Genomic DNA, 20,155 nt, shown 5'->3' on the forward strand with positions numbered 1-20,155 from the left:
TAATATTGAAGACGCTTTCATTATATCGTTTTTATCATTATCATGCAACAGATTTTTAGTTTATTTTACTAATATATAATATTTGTCCTTCCTAACGAACGCTTTCAATCTTCCAACTATTCCACCCTTTAAACCGTAAAGCTCCACGCTGGTCAGTCCGGTAAACTTTACTATTGATATCTTGTAGTCGTGTCAAGGTTTCCTGATGGGGGAGTTTCGTTCGATTGTTCTTTCCAACTGAGATGAGAGTCATCTCTGGTTTGATCTGTTCTAGAAAGGCTGAACTTGATGATTTTTTAGAACCATGTTGGCCAACTTTCAAAACATCTACTTTCAAGTCTGAATATTGCTTCAGCAAGTCCTTCTCTCCTTTTTCCTCCAAATTTCCTGTGAAAAGAAAGTTTTTATCCAAGAGTTTTCCATACAAAACCAGGGAATCTTCATGATTTCCATTTCCAATTTTCCTTGGAGACAGGACTTCTAACCGACTTCCAAAAATTGGCAAGTTCTCTCCTGCTGTCACACTACGCACCTTGGTTTGAGTTGCCTGTAGTTCTGCCACAAATTCCTTCTGTTTCAGACTACCTTTTGATACTAAAATCTCCCCTACATGGAAAGCCTTGGTCACCTCCAACAAATCTCCAACATGCTCCTTGTCTGTATTTGTTAAAATCAGCTGGTCAATCTTGGCTACTCCTCGACCTTTTAGATAGGGAATCAAGCTTCGCTGGGCGTTGCTTGTCGTCGTCTTTTCTTGCCATTTTTCGATTTTCTTGCTAGATTCTGCCTTGCCGCCGACATCTATAAGAATGATCTTACCAGTTACATCCCGTAGGAAAATACTTTCGCCTTGCCCCACATCCAGCATGGTAATTTCATTTTCCAGTGGATGCTTGGTCAAGAAAAAGAGACCCGTAATCAATAAGCTCAATACTGCTAGCCTTTTAATGTTTTTCCTCAAATCATATACTAAAGCCAAGGAAATTAACAATAAAACTAAAAGCCATGCATTGGGTTGTCCAAAGACAAGCGGTCTACTTGCCACCTGTGATACAAAGCGAATCATCCCCTCCAACCATTCAAAAATAAAATTAAGCTGAATGACTGGATAGAGAAATGAAAGGACAAATAAGATAGACAAGAGCGGTAAGAAGGCCAAGTCAAATAGAAAGGAAAAGACAAAGGTCAAAAGGATGGACCAAGGTTGAAATTCCGCAAAATAGAAGGACAGAATGGGCAATATTCCCAAGGAAATGACTAGACTTTCTCTGGTCACAGCCTTTAGGCCCTCTCCTTCTTTGCTGGTCATAGTCAAGATAAAAGCATAAGCGCAGGACAAAACTCCTCCTGCAGTCAGGAAAAAGTTAGGCATGACGATAAAGAGAACAAGCACAGTCAGGGCAAAATTATCTAATCCCTTATAGCCATGTTGAGCCAATAGTTTTTGCCAAAGACTGCGAATGACCGATGCTGAAAACCCTGTCAGGCCCGCATAGATAAGGGAAAAGGGATAAGTCAGCCATTTCAACTTTTCTTGAGTCAAGCCCAATCGCAAGAGAAGTTTCTTAAATCCATCCATGAAAAAGCCTACCTGCATGCCCGACAAGGCAAAAAGATGGATAATTCCTAGACTAGAATAAAGCTCATTCATCTCCTCAAAGTCGGTGTCCAGATGTCCTAATAGAAGCCCCGTCATGTAATTGCGCATAGGGTCTGGAAAGTGCGTCTTGATCCAAACTACAGCCTTTCGACGTAAGCTGGACAGGTTTTCACCTATATCCCAACTGCCAACCTTTTGAAGTGACTGAATTTTTTTGATATTGATAGTCTGGTAAATTCCCTGAGTCTTCAGATAGGCTTGGTAGTCAAAACCACCAAAATTTCTCTGCCCTTCTGGCTCCGAAAGTTTTCCTTCAAGTTCTATCTCATGAAGGTCTATTAAAGTTTGAAAGGCTTCTTTCTCCTCCTCGGACTGGAGTTTATAATAGACTTGAAAAATGCGTCCATCATGCTTACCACGAAAGGACAGACTATCACCATTGACCTTAATAGTGTCAGGCAAAATCCGCACCCTTTCAACAGAATCCGCCAAATTTTGACTCGCTTGACTCTGTTGCCAATTTTGAAACAGAAACCAGAAACCAAAGATTCCACAAATCACTAGAACTTTTCTAACAGACTTCCACGGAAATTGGATAAAGAGACAGACTAGCAGAAAAACAAAGCCCAACAAAGCAAGATAGGATGCTGAGAAAATAGCGTAGTAAAGCCAAAGCAACAGAAAACTCAGGTAAATTAGGGGAAGGGGGAAATTCTTAATCCACTGTAACATAATCTTTTAGCTTTTCTATGGTCTTGGCACCAATGCCAGAGACTTTCTTGAGTTCATCGACCGACTTGAATTTCCCATTTGTTTCACGATGATCGATAATGTCCTGAGCTCGTTTTCCTCCCAGTCCCTTGACCTGCTTGAGTTCTTCCAGACTTGCCTTGTTGAGATTGACCTTCTTTTCCTTGCTCGTTGAAGAAGCTGTCCCAGAACCAGTCTGTTGACTAGCTGCTTCTTCACCCTTAGTTGGAACGTAAACTAGAGCCTCATCACTAACTTTCTGAGCTAGATTGAGCGACTTGCTATCCGCTTCTTCTGTCAATCCACCTGCTTTCTGCACTGCATCATTGACTCGACTACCTACTGGCAAATCATAAATACCCGGCGATTTGACAGCACCTTTCACATCTACTGTAATCAAATCTTGTTCAAGTGGTTCTTCCTTCTCTTCCTTCTTCACTTCCTTTTCGGTCGATGAATCCTTGGAAACAGCTACAACTTCAGCCTGCAAATTCGTCTCTTTAACAGGTATTTGTGGAGCTGGTTTTAGCAGGAAAAATCCTCCTACAAGCAAGCCCAGACCAGTACAAATGACAATTATTTTATACTCTTTGATTTTCTCGATAATTACTTCCATATTTTCTCCTCTCTTAGATTATTCGTAAGAGGAAGAAAAAACAGTCGAAAATTTCTTTTCAACTGCTTATTTATTTGCAAAATAGTCTTCCTTGGTCAAGACATAATGAACTCTTGTAACGATTCGGCCTTCTTCATGCTGGTCCATACAAGCATATGGTTCTGCATGTGAAAAACGCATGCCTGATTTCTCCATGACCTTGCCAGATGCGGGATTATCCTTATCGTGAAGGGCGATCAACTTGTTCATTCCAATATTCTCAAAAGCCAGCTTAATCACGGCACGATTGGCTTCTGTCGTCAAACCTTGATTCCAATACTTTTTATTGATAATGTAGCTAATAGCTGCCTTCTTAAGAACAGGATCAATCTTGTGCAAATCAATAGTTCCGATAAACTGACTATTGCTTTTTAGTTCGATTCCCCACCGTCCCAAGGGATTGGCCAAGTAGAACTGAGCAATGTTATTCTTGGTCTCTTCTAGGCTCTGATTTGTTGGAAAAGTGTAGCGTGTATTATCCTTGTCCGAGGCATAGTCAAACATTGCTTCCGCATCATCCAAGGTTACAGGTCTAAGCAATAAACTCTCAGTCTCGACTATGGGATACTGAGCTAGTTTTAAAAAGATTGATTCCATACTTCTCCACCATTTAAAAATATTTTCTACCAGTCTAGCATAAAAAAGAAGTTACAACAAGAAGCGCGAACAAAGAATACCAGATAACTGATTCTAGAGCAGAGAGTTTTCTGGTATTTGGAAGCATTTCTAAATGTTTCTTAAAATCAATAATTACATAATTCAGAGTCCTACTGACAATGAAGATTTATCATTTTTTCTTTCCTTTTTTGAATCTAGTATTTACTTTTTTTATGACATAAAGAATAAAACTTCCCAAAATATCTAGTCCTATTGAGATTATAAATATTCTAATAAGCCAAAGCAGCCAACGTGTTTGATTAATAAATACATTGATGTAGGCATTTCCCCCATCAATGTAAATAATAAGAAGAAGTAAAAATATTTCAAGAGGAATGCGAATTTTAGTTTTCTTCAGACTAAATTCTTTAAATAAATTTCTGAATAAATTTCTAAAACTGACCTCTCCGTCCGGTTCTGTTTCCCAATATTCCTTGCTTTGAGTTTTAAGATATAAAAGATAGGCTACTTCAATAATCAATTGGGGGAAAGCATAACAGTAAAGGAGTGTACTTGTAATACCTAAAACCATAGCAAACTTCCCTAAAAAAGCACTGGTTAACAATACTAACATAAAAATAATGAGAATAGATTCTTGACTGTAGGCACTGGATTTGGCAAAGTAATTTCTCACCGTTCGTCTAGCAGAAAAACCATTTTTCAGTTGTCGCTTTAACCAAAAATATTGATAAATAAAGCCACAAACTGTAGAGATCACTAAAAACAAAATGACTGGTATTGACGATTCATTAAACTCTTGAAAGCCATTATTATTAACTGTAAGCAAAATATAACACGTTAGCATTAACGATAAGAAAATTCCTATATACGATAATAGTAATAATATAGTTGATAAAATTTGTTTACGATAAATAAAACTCATCCCTAGTGGAATCACAGTTGCCACTATAAGATAGACCGAATATAATAAAATAAAATTAAAAAATATGTTCGATGACTTTTGCAGACCAAAATCAATTAGGTATAGCTCTACTCCAAAGATGACTGCTCCTGTAAATGAAATCAACATCATACTTGCAGATGCGCGAGTGTTTGCTAAGCTTTTAAAATATGCTTTATTTAATTCTTCAACTTCTTTCACTGTTTTTTCTTTCCTTTTTTGAATCCAGTTTCTAATCTTTTCATCATAGATAGAATAAAGCTCCCCAAAATATCCAGCCCTATCAAAATTATAAATATTCTCCCAAGCCAAATAAGCCAAAGGGGGGTGTATGAACTAGGACTAAAATAGCCTATATTATACATAATACCTAGGAATATTGAACAAAACAAAATCTCAAGGGAAATTCTAATTTTTGCTTTCTTCAAACTGAAACCCTTAAATAAATCTCGAAAAGTCTCTTTTTTCGTAGGCACATCTTCCCAATACTCCTTGTTTTGAGTTTTTAGATATAAAAGATAGGCGACTTCTATGATGAGTTGGGAGAAGCCATAGATAAAAAGTACCGCTGTTAGAATTCCTAAAACTATCGCAAACTTACCAGAAAGAAGACCGCCTAGCATGGAAACTGTAAAAATAATGAGAAGAGAATTATTATTGTGGGCATTAGATTTCGCAAAATAATTACCCATTGTTCTATTGGTAGAAAAACCTTTTTTTAACTCTCTTTTTAGCCAAAAATAGTGATAAACAAAACCAACAACTGTACAGATTAACAAAAAAGGAATGGTGTATAATGAACGTTCGTTGTATTCTTGCAAATTAGTCCCTGAATAAACAAGAATAATATAAGATATAAGTATCAAAGATAAAAAAATACCTATATAAGATAAAAGTAATAATATGGTTGATAAAATCTGTCTACGATAAATAAATGTCATTCCTAGCGGAATAAAGGTTGCCACGACAAGATAAATAACATAAATCAAAACAAAATCAAAAAAGTAATTTTCCAAAGGATTTATTCCGTAGCCTTTAACAAAATAAAAATATTGGAAAAGCAGAAACAATGCCAAAACGAAAGCTCCTGTAAATGAAATCAACATCATACTTGCAGATGCGCGAGTATTCGCTAAGATTTTAAAATAAGCTTTATTTAATTCTTCAACTTCTTTCACTGTTTTTTCTTTCCTTTTTTGAATCTAGTATTTACTTTTTTTATGACATAAAGAATAAAACTTCCCAAAATATCCAGTTCTATTGCATAGATGAACAATTTAACACTCCAGACCAGCCAAATAGGTCGCTTAATGCTCTCATCTGAATAACCACTATAATTAATAATCCCTAATAATATTGCAAAAGCTACCATCTCAAGTGAGATACGAATTTTTGCTTTCTTTAAACTGAAACCCTTAAATAAATCTCGAAAAGTCTCTTTTTTAGTAGGAACATCTTCCCAATACTCCTTGCTCTGAATTTTTAGGTATAAAAGGTAGGCAACTTCTGTAATCAATTGAGAAAATGCATAGCTGAAAAGAAGAGCTCCAAGAATTCCAAAAATAAGTATCAACTTACCTGAAAGAAGACCGCCTATCATAGAAACTATAAAAATAATAAGAAGAGAGTTCTTACTATAAGCACTGGATTTTGCAAAATAATTACCCATTGTTCTATTTGTAGAAAAACCTTTTTTTAACTGGCGTTTTAACCAGAAATATTGATAAATAAAGCCACAAACTGTAGAAATTAACAAGAATGGAATAAAAATTGGAGAATATAGAGAGAATCCTATAGTAAATTCCTTCGTTGAAATAGAAGTAAATATAATCAAAAGCATCATCAACTGCAGAGAAAAGTATATGACCATATAGACTAGTAGCAGAAAAATTGTTGACAAAATTTGCTTCTTATATACAAAGAGACCAACTAATGGAGTGAAAAATGCAATAATAAGGTAGAAACAAGAAATCAAGAGTAAATCAAAGAACCAATTCATAAATGGATTTATTGTAGCGACTGTATCAAAATAGTAATAAAAAACGAAAATTTCTAGTGCTAATATAAATACTCCTGTAAACGAAATAAACATCATACTTGCTGATGCGCGAGTATTCGCTAAGATTTTAAAATAAGCTTTATTTAATTCTTCAACTTCTTTCACTGTTTTTTCTTTCACATTAACCTCCTAAATTGACCTAACTCTAAGTCCGTTTCATTAAAACTCGTAGCTTAATCAGCTTATTCTAATTTTTCGATAAATAAAAAAATCTATAGAACTCGATCTTCCAATTAAATATCTTTGTTTTCTAATTCTTTATATAACTGTCTCAATATCATGCTGCGTTTAATCAATTTGGTATTTAAAATAGTGTATACGATAAAATATGATGATAAAGTTAATACAAGACTAATATAATTACCCGAACTTATAAAAATTGCAGCAGTCACTATGCCTATAAGCAAAAAACAGATTATCGTTATATATAGTATTAAAACATTCCTTTTTTCTTGCTTTAAAAAGTTTTGATAATTTCTTAAATCAATTTGAAATTCTTCTAACTCAATGACACGATTTAAAACATAATAAAGGAATAGACTGCTACCAATACTAATGATAATATAAGCAAGGACCAAAGACAGCAACCGAAAATCTGTTGGTACTTTACCATTTTTACTTATACTTCTTAAAACAATATATAAAACAAGAGCAATTGAACTATAACCAGTAATGGCAGTTGCTCCAATAGTTTTATCCTTTGTTGAATATAACAGTTGATGATTTTCATTGTTATAGTAGACAGATTTTTCCTGATATATACCTAGGGCAATGAAATTTTTAGTGTTACTTTTCATAATTAAATTTCTCATTTATAAGTTTTATACAGTTCATTTATGATTTTTCCTCTTTGGAAGATTTTATTATAAAAGAACATAAAATATATAGTCATAAATAAAACTAAAACAACTCCCCACGGAAGATTACCATATGTGATAAAGAGGTATGCAAAGAATATTATAATTAGTGGTAATATGATAAGAGATAAATAGGTCAAAAAGATATTCTTTCGCTCTCTTAACACGAAGTCCCTCATTGCATTTTCCTCTAATTGAAGTTTTTCAACTTGCCTCTCACGATGGTACGTAACATAACAAACAACAAAGGCTGTTATAAAGGAAATCAGGATGCCTATCATTAAAAATTGATATCTTCCCAGAATGGTTAAATAGTATTTGGAATTAACTTTTCCAATTATGACATAAAGAATCATAATCAAGCTACTTCCAGCAGTTTCCAAAAAAGAAGTCTTTTTTCTTACTATATATAAACTAGAATCTTCATTAGCAAAATAAACTGGATTTTTATCAATTGTTCCTATCAGAACCATATTTTTTAAATATTTTTTCATGAATCCTTTTCCTTAGTGGAATATTTTTTGTCTAACATATGAACCACTTTAAATCTCTGTATTGGTTTCGTGTTTAATAACAATAGGGGGAACATAAAAAATAAAATGGCTAAAAACAAAAACAAAAAATTAGAAGTCAATAAATAAACTATAGAAAAAAGCACTGGAAAAAGAAATGCCAATAATATAATTAGATGGCTCTTAACTATATTTTTCTTCTCTTTTTTAAGAAAAGTTATCATATCAATGTTTGAAAGCACAAAAGGACTAATAACTAATTCTTCATTCAAAGCTGGTCTATAGAGAAGTTTGGAGATAATGATCATTAGAAAAAAACCAAAAGTCAAGGGCCAAAAACCACTAAACACCTGAACTTTTGTTATTTCTCTTACAATCACATAAAGGATAAGTGCTACTCCTGTTGAGAAAGCGATAGGAGACACTTTAAACTTTGTTTTAGAATGACCTAAGAACATCTTGTCTGTTTTCTTATCAAAAAAACTGTTTCCCCTTCAAAATTACCAATGCCTACAAATTCAACGTCCTTTAACTTTATAATTTTATTTTCGTCCAAGAGAGTCTCCTTTTTTCTTATCTGATGTACACTCAAACATTGCTTCCGTATCATCCAAGGATAGAAATCTAAGCAATAAACGCTATGTCTCCACTATTGAATGCTGGCTAGTTTTAAAAAGATTGATTCCATACGTTTCTACCATTCAAAAGTATTTTCTATCAGTCTAGCATAAAAAAGAAGTTACAACAAGTTTTTCTTGATTTTTAAAGCGGTTTCATATAGAATAAAATCATCACCTTATTTTATAGAAAATTGTGATAAATCATTTATAACCCGTCAATAGAAAGGGAGTTTTTCTCTATGTTAATCGGAATTCCAAAAGAAATTAAGAATAATGAAAACCGTGTTGCCCTCACACCTGCTGGTGTCCACAGCTTAGTCGGTCGTGGTCATCGCGTCCTTATCGAAACAAATGCTGGTCTCGGTTCTGGCTTTACTGATGCTGACTATCAAAAGCAAGGAGCTGAGATTGTCGCTACTGCTGGTGAAGCTTGGGCTGCAGAGTTAGTCGTGAAAGTAAAAGAACCATTAACTTCTGAATATGAGTACTTGCGTGAAGACCTGCTTCTCTTCACCTACTTGCACATGGCCGCAGCGCCTGAATTAGCAGATGCTATGCTAGTAGCGAAAACAACGGGGATTGCCTATGAAACTGTTCGTGATTCCCAAGGTCAGTTACCACTCCTCGTTCCTATGAGTGAGGTTGCAGGCCGTATGGCAGTCCAAATCGGTGCTCATTTCCTAACTAAGCAAGCAGGAGGTTCTGGTGTCCTACTGGGTGGTGTACCGGGTGTACCTAAAGGGAAAGTAACCATCATCGGTGGCGGTGTCGTAGGGACCCATGCTGCCCGCATCGCTTTAGGATTGGGAGCTCAAGTAACCATCCTTGATATCAGTGCTAAACGTCTCTCCGTTTTAGATGAGGTCTTTGGCCACCAAATTCAAACTCTCATGTCCAATTCATTCAACATCGAAGCCAGTGTGAGAGATGCGGATGTTGTTATTGGAGCGGTTCTCATTCCTGGTTCCAAAGCACCAAAATTGGTGACAGATGAGATGGTCAAACAAATGCGTCCAGGATCAGTCATCGTTGACGTTGCCGTTGACCAAGGTGGCGTTATCGAGACAGCTGACCGTGTGACAACGCACGATGAACCTGTCTATGAAAAACACAGTGTGCTCCACTATGCCGTTGCCAACATCCCCGGAGCGGTTGCTCGTACTTCAACCATCTCCCTAACCAATGTCACTCTTCCTTATATCGAAGCTTTAGCAGAAAAAGGATTTGTACAAGCAATCTCTGAAGATGGAGCCTTGCGTCAAGGTGTTACCACTTATCAAGGTTACTTAACCAGTCTTCCAGTAGCCCAAGGTCTCGATAAAAAACATACTCCAATTGATGAACTAGTATAAAAATCTAATTATCAGATAAAAGAAAGAGCAATTCCACCTGAACTGCTCTTTTTTGCTATTCTGTTTCTTCTTGGACTTCTTCACGCTTTTCATTTTTAATTGGAGCTGGTTCATAAGCTCGGATAATCTGAGCGACAACTGGATGTCGAACCACATCCTTAGCTGAAAAATGAACAAAGTCAATTTGATGAATGTTCTTGAGTTTCTCTTGAGCATCAATCAAACCGGATTTGACATTACGCGGCAGGTCAATCTGACTGATATCTCCATTAACAATCATTTTAGAGTTAAAGCCTAAACGAGTCAGGAACATCTTCATCTGCATGATGGTCGTATTTTGCGCCTCATCGAGAATGACAAAGGCATCATCCAAGGTCCGTCCACGCATATAGGCAAGGGGGGCGATTTCAATAATTTCACGCTCCATGAGACGAGTTGTTTGGTCTTTGCCGAGAATCTGATACAAGGCATCATAAACAGGTCGAAGGTAAGGATCCACCTTTTCCTTGAGATCACCCGGAAGAAAACCTAGACTCTCTCCTGCTTCCACCGCTGGGCGTGTCAGGATAATTCGCTTGACCTGCCCACGTTTAAGGGCAGTCACTGCCAAGGTCACTGCAAGAAAGGTCTTCCCTGTCCCTGCTGGTCCGATTCCAAAGGTCACATCGTGCTGTTTAACACTATCCACATAAAGCTTTTGACCCAATGTTTTGACGCGAATCGGTTTACCTGTATTGTCCTTGATAATTTCTTCTTCGTAAAGGGCAACAAACTTGTCGATTTCATCGTTTTTGACCATGCTAATCGCAGTCACCACATCTGGTGTGCCGACTGTCATCCCACGATTCACCAAAACCATGAGAGCTTGAATAACCTGACGAGCTTCCTCACAGGCATTCTCTTCTCCCAAAACCTGGACAATCTCCGTACGAGCATGAATCACAACATCAAGCTCTTCTTCCATCAAACGAAGATGGCGTTCATTGGAACCAAAAAGATGAAACAGGTCATCTGGATGACTCAGTTGAATGTCAATTGAATGTTCCTTCAAATAAAGAACCTCTCTAATCCTTTTATTTCTTTTTATTATAGCAAAGGGATGGAGAAATTACTAGCCCAAACCCAATGAATAAAGTCTAGTGTTCTAAGTATTCTTGCCAGATAGCGTCAAAGTCTCCTAGGTTAAAAGAAAAACTGGCATGCTCCTCCAAAAATCGACTGACCTCATCAAAATCATCCGTATGTTTTGGAAAGGCTGATTCTTCAAAAGCGAGGTCTGCCAAGATAGCCTTGGGATTGTTACTTTTAGGATTGCGCTCGGTCATGAGCCAAGTGTAAAATGATTTTCTCATATGTCTCCCTAAATCAACTCTGTCCCAAACTGGTCTTGCTTGATTTTACCAGCCTTCATAAGACCACCTAAAGCTTTCTTGAACTGACCTTTAGAAATGCCAAAGGTTGCCTTGATGTCGTCTGGAGATGACTTATCATTTAAGGTCATGAAACCGCCATTGCTTTCCAAGTAGGTCAAAATCATCTGGGCATCATTTTCCAACATTTCAAATGAACGCGGTTTTAGGGAGAGGTTCAGAGTTCTATCAACCTCACGGAATCCAATGACACGCGCATCTAACACTTGACCCAACCGTGGCTCTGCGTAGCGCTCGCTAGGATGGATAAAGCCAAGCATGTTATTTTCTGGTAGGTAAACAAAGGTTCCTGACAGCTTGAGACGGTATACAATGGCTGGCCAGTTTTGGTTCTGCATATTGTTGTAGGCAGGACGAGCCAGACGTTGGAAGTCTTCTTGATAGGCCAATAGTCCCCAGATTCGATCTTTCTTGTCCACTTCAAGACGGATGTAGAGCTGGTCGCCCTTCTTAGGCCAGAGTTCCTTGAGCTCAGGGAGAATATCGAGTGACACTACGATTTCCTTGTCAGGAAGTCCTGTATCCACAAAAACACCCAAGTCCTTACGAACTTCTGTGACACGTCCCCAACCAAATTGGTCCTGAGTAGCAGTCACTTCTAGAGTCGTCAAGCGGAGTTTTTGCTTCATATCTGTATAGGCGAAACCTTTAACCGTATCCCCTACTGTATGCTGACCTTCTTCCTTAGCAAGCGCATAGGTTTGGCCATCCTTTTGCACAAAGTAAAAACGGTCATTTTCATCGATGATGAGTCCAACGATAAAACTTGCAAGATTTGTATTCATATTTCCTTCTTTCGAATAAAACTCAGCCAGCAATGCCAACTGAGTTTTTCTGTTTATTTTTAGACTTCCAAGAGTTCTTTTTCTTTGTTGGCAGTCATGTCGTCGATGTGTTTAACAGCATCGTCTGTTACTTTTTGAATGTCTTTTTCAAGAGTCTTCAATTCGTCTTCAGTGATTTCTTTTGCTTTTTCTTGTTTCTTAGCTTCGTCCATAGCATCGCGACGGATATTGCGGACAGCCACTTTAGCATTTTCGCCGACCTTCTTCACTTCTTTAGCAAGGTCACGACGAGTTTCTTCTGTAAGAGCAGGGATAACCAAACGAATCACAGAACCATCATTAGCTGGTGTAATACCAAGATCAGAAGCGTTCAAGGCACGTTCGATGTCTTTCAATGAAGACTTGTCAAATGGTGTTACCAACAAGACACGCGCTTCTGGAATCGTAATTGAAGCGATTTGGTTAAGGGGAGTTTCTACTCCATAGTACTCTACATGTACACGGTCAAGCAAGCTTGCATTGGCACGACCGGCACGGATACCACCAAATTCACGAGCAAGTGATTGGTGAGACTGGGTCATTCTCTCTTTAGCTTTTTCAATAATTGCGTTAGCCATAATCTTTCTTATTCCTTTTCTTCGATATTATTTGAAACTGTTGTTCCGATATTTTCACCAAATACGACACGTTTGATGTTGCCTGGTTGGTTCATGTTGAAGACAACCAAGTCAATGTCGTTGTCCATTGAGAGGGTTGAAGCTGTTGAATCCATGATACGAAGACCTTTATTGATAACGTCACGGTGAGTCAATTCTTCAAACTTAACGGCTGTCTTGTCCTTCTTAGGATCGGCATTATAAACACCGTCGACGCCATTTTTAGCCATGAGGATGGCATCTGCTTCGATTTCAGCTGCACGAAGAGCCGCTGTTGTATCTGTTGAGAAGTAAGGTGAACCAATTCCAGCACCAAAGATAACGATACGGCCTTTTTCAAGGTGACGAAGGGCACGTCCACGTACGTAAGGCTCTGCCACTTGTTGCATGGCAATGGCTGTTTGTACACGCGTATCAACCCCAACTTGTTGCAATGAATCTGCCATCACAAGAGCATTCATAACAGTCCCAAGCATTCCTGTGTAATCTGCCTGAACGCGGTCCATTCCTGCTTCTGCAGCAGGTTCACCACGCCAGAGATTTCCTCCACCAATAACAAGGGCAATTTCGATACCTAAGCTATGAACTTCTTGAATCTCTTTTGCGATTGTTTGAACTGTTTGGATATCAATCCCTACGCCACGTTCACCGGCAAGGGCTTCACCTGATAACTTGATTAAAATACGTTTATACTTGGGATTCGCCATTTTCACTCTCCTTTTTTTATCCTACCTATTTTATCACAATTTCTAAGATTTTTATAGTATCATGAGCAATTCTTTCAAAAAAATTAGACTGTTAAAAATTCCTCTAAGTCGGCAAGGGCACGCTCTGCAATTTTTTCATAACGAGCCTTCTTATCACGGATACGTTCGCCTTCCAACTCTTTGATAATCCCAAAATTGACATTCATCGGTTGGAAATGCTTGCTGTCCGCATGGGTGATGTAATGAGCCAGACTTCCAATCGCTGTTGTCTCTGGGAAAATAGCCTCGCTTTCTCCCTTGAAAAGACGAGCTGCATTAATACCCGCAACTAAGCCTGAAGCTGCTGATTCAACATAGCCTTCCACACCCGTCATTTGACCAGCAAAGAAGAGATTTGGTTGCTTCTTAGAACGGTAGGTCTGCTCCAGAAGATTTGGTGAATCCATGTAAGAATTGCGGTGCATGACCCCATAACGAACAAACTCCGCATTTTCAAGACCTGGAATCATTTGGAAGACACGCTTTTGTTCTCCCCATTTGAGGTGGGTCTGGAAACCGACGATATTGTAGAGGCTACCAGCCGCATTATCCTGACGAAGCTGAACCACCGCATAAGGTGTTTTGAATTCTCCATCACGAGGTCCTGTGTAGTCATCTGGATACTCCAGACCGACTGGTTTCATCGGACCATAAAGCATGGTTTTAATGCCACGCTTAGCCATGACTTCGATAGGCATACAACCTTCAAAGTACTTTTCTTTTTCGAAAGAATTTAGCGGTGCTTCTTCTGCATTGACCAAGGCTTCATGGAAATCCATAAACTCTTGTTTGGTCATGGGCGCATTGAGGTAGGCCGCCTCTCCCTTATCATAACGAGACTTGAGATAGACCTTGCTCATATCAATGGTGTTGACGTCAATAATAGGCGCTGCCGCATCATAGAAATAGAAACCATCGCCGTCATTAAGGGCATGAATCTTCTCAGCTAGGGCATCGCTAGTCAAAGGACCAGTAGCGACAACCGTAATAACATCAGTTGGCAATTCTGTAATTTCATCACGAACCACTTCAATCAAGGGATGGTTGGCCACTTTTTCAGTCACCATTTGGGAGAAACCATCACGGTCCACCGCAAGGGCGCCACCAGCAGGAACACGGGTTGCTTCAGCAGATTCTAAGATAACAGAACCTAAGCGACGCATTTCTTCCTTAAGAAGCCCTACAGCATTTGTCAAAGCATCCCCACGCAAGGAATTGGAACAAACTAACTCAGCAAAATTGTCTGTTTTGTGCTGGGGAGTCGACTTGACCCCACGCATTTCATATAGTTTAACTGGAATACCACGTTCTGCGATTTGGTAGGCGGCTTCAGAACCTGCCAAACCAGCACCGATAACATTGATATAAGATTGAGACACGACACTAATACCTCTTTGGGTGGAAACTAAGTCCAAATAAAAACAAGCTACTAGACTGTTTGACACCCACAAATCTTTCTAATTTTTTCTTCTACTAGTATAACAAAAAAAAGGAAGAAGGAAAACTTCCCTGTTTAGTCATTTTCTTGTTTTTCTTCCCAATCGTGGTAGGCAGCGTAGAGCTGACTTTTATTCCACTGGTAAATCTTAGCAACTTCCTTAATAGCTTGGTTTTTCTTCATGCCTTGCTGGATGCGTGCTTGGATTTCTGAAAACAAGTCCTCCTCATTTTTTTCCTCCACATCTTGGCTGGCACCTTCAACGATGAGAAGGCATTCTCCCTTGAGTGGCGTTTCAGCTATGCTTTCTAATAACTCTGAAATGGTACCTCTTTGGTATTCTTCATAGATTTTGGTCAATTCCCTGACCAAGACGACCGAGCGGTCACCGTAGATTTCTAGCATATTTTCCAGTGTATCTGCCACACGATGAGGTGATTCATAGAAAATCTGAGTTTCAGGATAGTCTTTTTTTGAGTCGAAAAATTGCTTTTGCTGGCCTGATTTTCTCGGTAAGAAACCATAAAAGATATGTGGCTGTGGCGCTAAACCACTGGCAATCAAGGCGGAAATCCCTGCAGAGGCTCCTGGAACTGTAACAACCGCAATTTCTTCCTCAATAGCTGCCTTGACCAAATCATGACCAGGGTCTGAAATGCTAGGAAGACCCGCATCGGATACCTGAGCAATACTTTGTCCTGCTTTCAAGAAATCAATCAAATCAGGAATTTTTTCCTTGGCATTGTGCTCATGAAAACTGATCTGTTTGGTCGAAATGTCAAAATGCTTGAGCAAAAGGCCTGTATTGCGCGTGTCCTCAGCCGCAATCCAATCCACTTCTTTCAAGGTTTGGATAGCACGAAAGGTCATATCATCTAGATTTCCAATCGGCGTTGCCACTAGATACAGCTTGCCATAGAGAGACTGCCCCTTAAAACTTTTTTGAATCTGCATGCCTACTCCCTGTATAACAACTCGTCACAGAACATACATTCTTCGTCCTGTTCTCGACGTTGTCCATAAAAATCATTACATACGTGAAATCCGTCTTTATAAATCCGACGGACACTTTCGCGAACATGCTTAGCCTTGACAGGGGCATCTGCTTCCACCTCACCCAAGCGTTCGCGCAACTTAGAATTTTCCAAACGAAGAGCTGTATTTTCCTCTACCAGGCTCTTGAGATTTTTCTTGATGGCTTCAACATCGGCCAAGGTTACCAATAACTGTTGGGAAAAATCATCCAGCGCGTCAAATAATTCTTTTTTGTCCATAAACCAGCCCTTTCCTTTCTTTATCGTTCATTTTTGAGTTTACATTTCTTTCAAGACCAGATATTCCATGGCATTTTGAAAGCTGACATTAGCTTGCCACATTTTTCTAGCTTCTAACAAATCTTGTAGAATCACCCTTACTCTTGCTTGCAGAAAATCCTGCCCACAGAGGACTTCAAGGATTCGCAAGACCTGATCCTGTTTTTCCTTGTCATCTGCCAAGTTGGCTAATTTAGCAACTTGCAAATAACTTTCTTTTTTCTTAGCTAACAACCAGGTCAGCAGGCGTTCACTTTCATCCACCAAGGTCCAAAAACTTGCTTGATTTGCCAACTTTTCTGCTTCAGCTCGCGATTGACTAAACTGGGCTAAGAGAGTCGCTTTTTTCTTAACCAGCCCCATTTGTTCTAAGAGCAAGACGAGCTTTTCTTCTTGCTTTTTAAAGTGGAAAATCTGGGTCCGACTACGGATGGTCGGTAACATCTTTTCCTCATCGCTGGTCAAGAAGAAAATATAAACCTCACTCTGGGGTTCTTCAATGACCTTGAGCAGAGAGTTTGCTGCATTGGGATGCATTTTCTCAGCTTGCTCGATAATAAAGACCTGTTGCTGACTTTCAATCCCTGCTTGGGAAAATTGTCCCACCAATTCCCGAATGCGTTCTGTCTTGATGACCTGATTGACTGGCTTAATCAAGGTAACATCTGGAAACTCTTCCTGTTCAATCAGCTTGCAATTTCGGCATTTCTCACATGGTAAAATGCCTACTTTATCCGTACAAAAGAGGCTCTTAGCCAAAAACTGCGCCATTTCCAAGCTTCCAAAAAAACCTGAAAAGAGGTAGGCGTGATTGAGCTGGTCTTGTTCTAGGATACGGACAAAGCGGTCAAACTGATCTGGCTGCCAAGCCTTTAATTCTTCTTGTTTCATTTAGCCAAGCCTATTCTATCAAACAAGACAGCCTTGGTAGCTTCCACAACTTGCTCCAAAGGAAGACTGGCATCAATCTTGACAATACGTTTTCCTTCTTTGTCCAGAAGAGAAAGGTAGCCTTGACGGACTTTTTTATGCAAGTCCAACCCTTCCAAGTCCAAACGATTAACCTCGCGGTCACTATTAGCAGCAATGCGAGCCAGCCCCTCTTCCACTTCTATGTCAAAATAAAGAGTCAAATCAGGTTTGAGGCCATCTGTCGCAAAGTGATTGAGCCAATCAATGGAGTTAATATCTAGGCCACGACCAAATCCCTGATAAGCAACAGAACTATCGATGAAGCGATCCATAATGACCAACTTGCCAGCTTCAAGGGCTGGAAGAACTTTTTCCACCAAATGCTGTCTACGACTGGCAATATAGAGAAGGAGTTCAGTCTTAGCATCCATCTGAGTATGACTTGGATCCAAAATTACTTCCCGAATTTTCTCCCCAATTAAGACTCCGCCAGGTTCTCGGGTCGTCAGCACCTCTACTCCTTTTTCATCTAAAATTGGTAGCAGAGCCTCTAAAACACTGGTCTTGCCTGCTCCCTCTGGTCCCTCAAGAGAGACTAAAAATCCTTTTGACATGTCTAACTCATTTCTTTTTTACTACTTCTATTCTATCAAAAAAATAGGGGTTTGTGACAATCTTTTTGTGTCTTCTCATTTCATACTCAATGAAAATCAAAGAGCAAACTAGGAAGCTAGCCGCAGGTTGCTCAAAACACTGTTTTGAGGTTGCAGATGGAAGCTGACACAGTTTGAATTTGATTTTCGAAGAGTGTCAACCACCATAAAAGAGGCAGACAAATCCACCTCTTATTTACCTAGTTCTTGTGTTCGCTTGTAGGCTTGACCAACTGCCTCCATGACTGTGCCTCGAAAAGCATGCGCTTCTAGGCTTGCTACACCAGCGATAGTCGAACCACCTGGGCTACAAACTTGATCTTTCAAGACCCCAGGATGCTCTTGGCTTTCTAGGACCAATTGTCCGGCGCCGACAACTGTTTGAGTCGCCATTTTCAATGCCGTTTCTCGTGGCAATCCCGTTTGAACACCCGCATCTGCTAAGGCCTCAATAAAGAGATAGACAAAGGCTGGTCCACAACCTGCAAGACCTGTCGCTGCGTCGATTAAGCCTTCTCCTAGTTCAACCAAGAGACCTGCCTTGGCTAACAGCTGACAAAAGAGCTCACTGTCCTCAGCCCTGCAATTAGGAGACAAGGCATAACTAATCACTCCTTGACCGATAGAAGCCGGGGTATTTGGCATCATACGAATAATTCGGTGTTGACTTGGGATAAGACTTGCTAGTTTTTCTAAAGTCAATCCAGCTGCCATGGAAATCAAAAGAAGACTCTCTCGTTTTTCAAGAATGGTCTGATATTGAGAAAGCAAGTCTGAGAACTGGGCTGGCTTAACACCTAGAAAAATCATATCTGCTTCTGCGAAGATTTCTTCGTTGCTAGAAGACTGACCACCAAAGTTGGCAATGAAAGCCTCCACCTTAGCTTGACTACGATTGGCAAGGAGAATCTGAGCACCCGTCTTGGCCTGCAAAACAGCCTTGGCCAAACTAGCTCCCATATTCCCCAAACCGATAAATCCAATCTTCATCTCTTACTCCCTTATCTGTCCGTCACCAGTAACCACATACTTGTAGCTAGTCAATTCCTTCAATCCCATAGGACCACGCGCGTGCAGTTTTTGAGTAGAAATCCCCATTTCACAACCAAGACCAAATTGACCTCCATCGGTGAAACGAGTTGAAGCATTGACATAGACTGCTGCAGAGTCCACTTGATCTGTAAAGTAAGTTGCAGCTTCATCATTTTCAGTCACAATGGCGTCCGAATGATGGGTACTGTGGGCTTCAATGTGCGCAACCGCTTCTTCTAAACTGCTCACAACCTTAACCGCTAGGACATAGTCTAAAAACTCGGTGTCAAAGTCTTGAGCCTCAGCTGCTTGACCTGAAACAAACTGACTTGCTTTACTATCCAAGCGGAATTGAATTGGTTCCAGCCCAGCTTCCTTACGATCTACAACCAGAACTTGCTCCAAGCGAGGAAGGAAACTTGCTGCCTTGTCTTCATGAACCAGCAGAACCTCCATGGCATTGCAAACAGAAGGACGACTAGTTTTAGCATTGTTTATGATCGATAGAGCCTTATCGTCGTCTGCGTCCTTATCGACATAAACATGAACAATCCCTGTCCCTGTCTCGATAACTGGTACGATAGCATTTTCAACCACGGCATTAATCAAACCAGCCCCTCCACGAGGAATGAGAAGGTCTAGATAGCCCTTGGCCTTCATCATAGCATAGCTACTTTCACGGCTAGTATCTTCCACCAGTTGAATCACATCTGGATGAATGGTCGTTGTCTCCAAGCCCTTCTTCAAGGCTGTGACAATTGCATGAGCTGTTTGGTAGGCATCCTTCCCACTACGAAGAACAACTGCATTTCCACTCTTGAGAGCCAAAGCAGCCGCGTCAGAAGTCACATTTGGACGGCTTTCATAGATAATACCGATGACGCCCATAGCCACCCGCTTCTTGGTGATAACCAAACCATTTTCAAGCTGATTAGTTTCTAAAACTTCACCGATTGGATCTGGTAAGGCAACCACTTCACGAATCCCAGTTGCCATTGCTTCTATACGCACTGCATCCAAATAAAGACGATCCAGCATCACATCTGAGATTTTACCCTTGGCTGCTTCCATATCGAGGGCATTGGCCGCTAAAATTTCCTCAGTAGCAGCCACTAAGTGATCAGCCATGGCGAGCAAGGCTTGGTTTTTCACCTCTTCACTAGCTGTGTTGATCGATTTTTTAACAGCCTGTACCTGTTCAAATTGTTCTTGTGTACTTACCATAGT

Annotated in this window: 22 protein-coding genes; 1 reads left to right on the forward strand and 21 read right to left on the reverse strand. The window is 39.6% G+C overall.

Features of this window, described 5'->3' with window-relative positions:
• Positions 1–91: 91 nt before the first annotated feature.
• The 9 genes from N8M66_RS01115 to N8M66_RS01155 all read right to left on the reverse strand — a co-directional run bounded on the left by N8M66_RS01115 (position 92) and on the right by N8M66_RS01155 (position 8,449).
• Complete coding sequence (locus N8M66_RS01115; RefSeq protein WP_261045086.1) at positions 92–2,332, reverse strand: DNA internalization-related competence protein ComEC/Rec2; 2,241 nt, start codon at positions 2,330–2,332, stop codon at positions 92–94.
• A complete protein-coding gene (locus tag N8M66_RS01120; RefSeq protein ID WP_261045088.1) occupies positions 2,316–2,966 on the reverse strand; it encodes a helix-hairpin-helix domain-containing protein in 651 nt (216 codons plus the stop codon). The genes N8M66_RS01115 and N8M66_RS01120 overlap by 17 nt, the downstream gene beginning before the upstream one ends.
• Before the next feature lie 66 nt (positions 2,967–3,032).
• The gene (locus N8M66_RS01125; RefSeq protein WP_261045090.1) at positions 3,033–3,602 is read right to left on the reverse strand and encodes a GNAT family N-acetyltransferase; all 570 of its coding nucleotides are present in this window, start codon (positions 3,600–3,602) and stop codon (positions 3,033–3,035) included.
• Positions 3,603–3,792: 190 nt separating this feature from the next.
• Entirely contained in the window at positions 3,793–4,764 is a 972-nt protein-coding gene (locus tag N8M66_RS01130; protein WP_261045092.1) for a hypothetical protein, read from the reverse strand.
• Positions 4,761–5,741, reverse strand: coding sequence for a hypothetical protein (locus N8M66_RS01135; protein ID WP_261045094.1), 981 nt, complete (start codon positions 5,739–5,741; stop codon positions 4,761–4,763). The genes N8M66_RS01130 and N8M66_RS01135 overlap by 4 nt, the downstream gene beginning before the upstream one ends.
• The gene (locus N8M66_RS01140) at positions 5,738–6,742 is read right to left on the reverse strand and encodes a hypothetical protein (RefSeq protein WP_261045096.1); all 1,005 of its coding nucleotides are present in this window, start codon (positions 6,740–6,742) and stop codon (positions 5,738–5,740) included. Before N8M66_RS01140 ends, N8M66_RS01135 begins: the two co-directional genes overlap by 4 nt.
• 113 nt (positions 6,743–6,855) lie before the next feature.
• Positions 6,856–7,419 (reverse strand): hypothetical protein, encoded by a 564-nt coding sequence (locus tag N8M66_RS01145; RefSeq protein WP_261045098.1) that lies wholly within the window; start codon positions 7,417–7,419, stop codon positions 6,856–6,858.
• Positions 7,420–7,430: 11 nt separating this feature from the next.
• Complete coding sequence (locus N8M66_RS01150) at positions 7,431–7,973, reverse strand: hypothetical protein (RefSeq protein WP_261045100.1); 543 nt, start codon at positions 7,971–7,973, stop codon at positions 7,431–7,433.
• The gene (locus tag N8M66_RS01155; RefSeq protein ID WP_261045101.1) at positions 7,970–8,449 is read right to left on the reverse strand and encodes a hypothetical protein; all 480 of its coding nucleotides are present in this window, start codon (positions 8,447–8,449) and stop codon (positions 7,970–7,972) included. Before N8M66_RS01155 ends, N8M66_RS01150 begins: the two co-directional genes overlap by 4 nt.
• A gap of 401 nt (positions 8,450–8,850) precedes the next feature.
• Between N8M66_RS01155 and ald the strand changes: the two genes are divergently transcribed.
• Entirely contained in the window at positions 8,851–9,963 is a 1,113-nt protein-coding gene (gene ald / locus N8M66_RS01160) for an alanine dehydrogenase (protein ID WP_261045102.1), read from the forward strand.
• Positions 9,964–10,018: 55 nt separating this feature from the next.
• Here the strand turns inward: ald and N8M66_RS01165 are convergent, their stop codons facing one another.
• From N8M66_RS01165 to N8M66_RS01220, 12 genes are all read right to left on the reverse strand, one after another.
• The gene (locus N8M66_RS01165; protein ID WP_261045104.1) at positions 10,019–11,014 is read right to left on the reverse strand and encodes a PhoH family protein; all 996 of its coding nucleotides are present in this window, start codon (positions 11,012–11,014) and stop codon (positions 10,019–10,021) included.
• A gap of 85 nt (positions 11,015–11,099) precedes the next feature.
• Complete coding sequence (locus N8M66_RS01170; protein ID WP_201058114.1) at positions 11,100–11,315, reverse strand: YozE family protein; 216 nt, start codon at positions 11,313–11,315, stop codon at positions 11,100–11,102.
• Between the two features lie 8 nt (positions 11,316–11,323).
• A complete protein-coding gene (gene cvfB, locus N8M66_RS01175; protein ID WP_001095445.1) occupies positions 11,324–12,178 on the reverse strand; it encodes an RNA-binding virulence regulatory protein CvfB in 855 nt (284 codons plus the stop codon).
• A 59-nt stretch (positions 12,179–12,237) separates the two neighbouring features.
• A complete protein-coding gene (gene frr / locus N8M66_RS01180; protein ID WP_001262225.1) occupies positions 12,238–12,795 on the reverse strand; it encodes a ribosome recycling factor in 558 nt (185 codons plus the stop codon).
• Between the two features lie 8 nt (positions 12,796–12,803).
• Entirely contained in the window at positions 12,804–13,541 is a 738-nt protein-coding gene (gene pyrH, locus N8M66_RS01185) for a UMP kinase (RefSeq protein ID WP_000002996.1), read from the reverse strand.
• Positions 13,542–13,624: 83 nt separating this feature from the next.
• Positions 13,625–14,959, reverse strand: coding sequence for a methylenetetrahydrofolate--tRNA-(uracil(54)-C(5))-methyltransferase (FADH(2)-oxidizing) TrmFO (gene trmFO / locus N8M66_RS01190; protein ID WP_042902397.1), 1,335 nt, complete (start codon positions 14,957–14,959; stop codon positions 13,625–13,627).
• Between the two features lie 134 nt (positions 14,960–15,093).
• Complete coding sequence (gene rsmI / locus N8M66_RS01195; RefSeq protein WP_261045110.1) at positions 15,094–15,972, reverse strand: 16S rRNA (cytidine(1402)-2'-O)-methyltransferase; 879 nt, start codon at positions 15,970–15,972, stop codon at positions 15,094–15,096.
• Positions 15,973–15,974: 2 nt separating this feature from the next.
• Complete coding sequence (gene yabA, locus N8M66_RS01200) at positions 15,975–16,292, reverse strand: DNA replication initiation control protein YabA (RefSeq protein WP_000358227.1); 318 nt, start codon at positions 16,290–16,292, stop codon at positions 15,975–15,977.
• Positions 16,293–16,331: 39 nt separating this feature from the next.
• Complete coding sequence (locus N8M66_RS01205; protein WP_261045111.1) at positions 16,332–17,222, reverse strand: DNA polymerase III subunit delta'; 891 nt, start codon at positions 17,220–17,222, stop codon at positions 16,332–16,334.
• Entirely contained in the window at positions 17,219–17,857 is a 639-nt protein-coding gene (tmk, locus tag N8M66_RS01210; protein WP_261045113.1) for a dTMP kinase, read from the reverse strand. The genes N8M66_RS01205 and tmk overlap by 4 nt, the downstream gene beginning before the upstream one ends.
• Positions 17,858–18,088: 231 nt before the next feature.
• On the reverse strand, positions 18,089–18,886 hold the full coding sequence (gene proC / locus N8M66_RS01215; protein WP_261045114.1) for a pyrroline-5-carboxylate reductase: 798 nt from the start codon (positions 18,884–18,886) through the stop codon (positions 18,089–18,091).
• Between the two features lie 3 nt (positions 18,887–18,889).
• A complete protein-coding gene (locus tag N8M66_RS01220) occupies positions 18,890–20,152 on the reverse strand; it encodes a glutamate-5-semialdehyde dehydrogenase (RefSeq protein WP_261045115.1) in 1,263 nt (420 codons plus the stop codon).
• Positions 20,153–20,155: the final 3 nt, after the last annotated feature.

Origin of the sequence: Streptococcus mitis, from assembly GCF_946188585.1 — a bacterium.
Taxonomy (GTDB): domain Bacteria; phylum Bacillota; class Bacilli; order Lactobacillales; family Streptococcaceae; genus Streptococcus; species Streptococcus mitis_DG.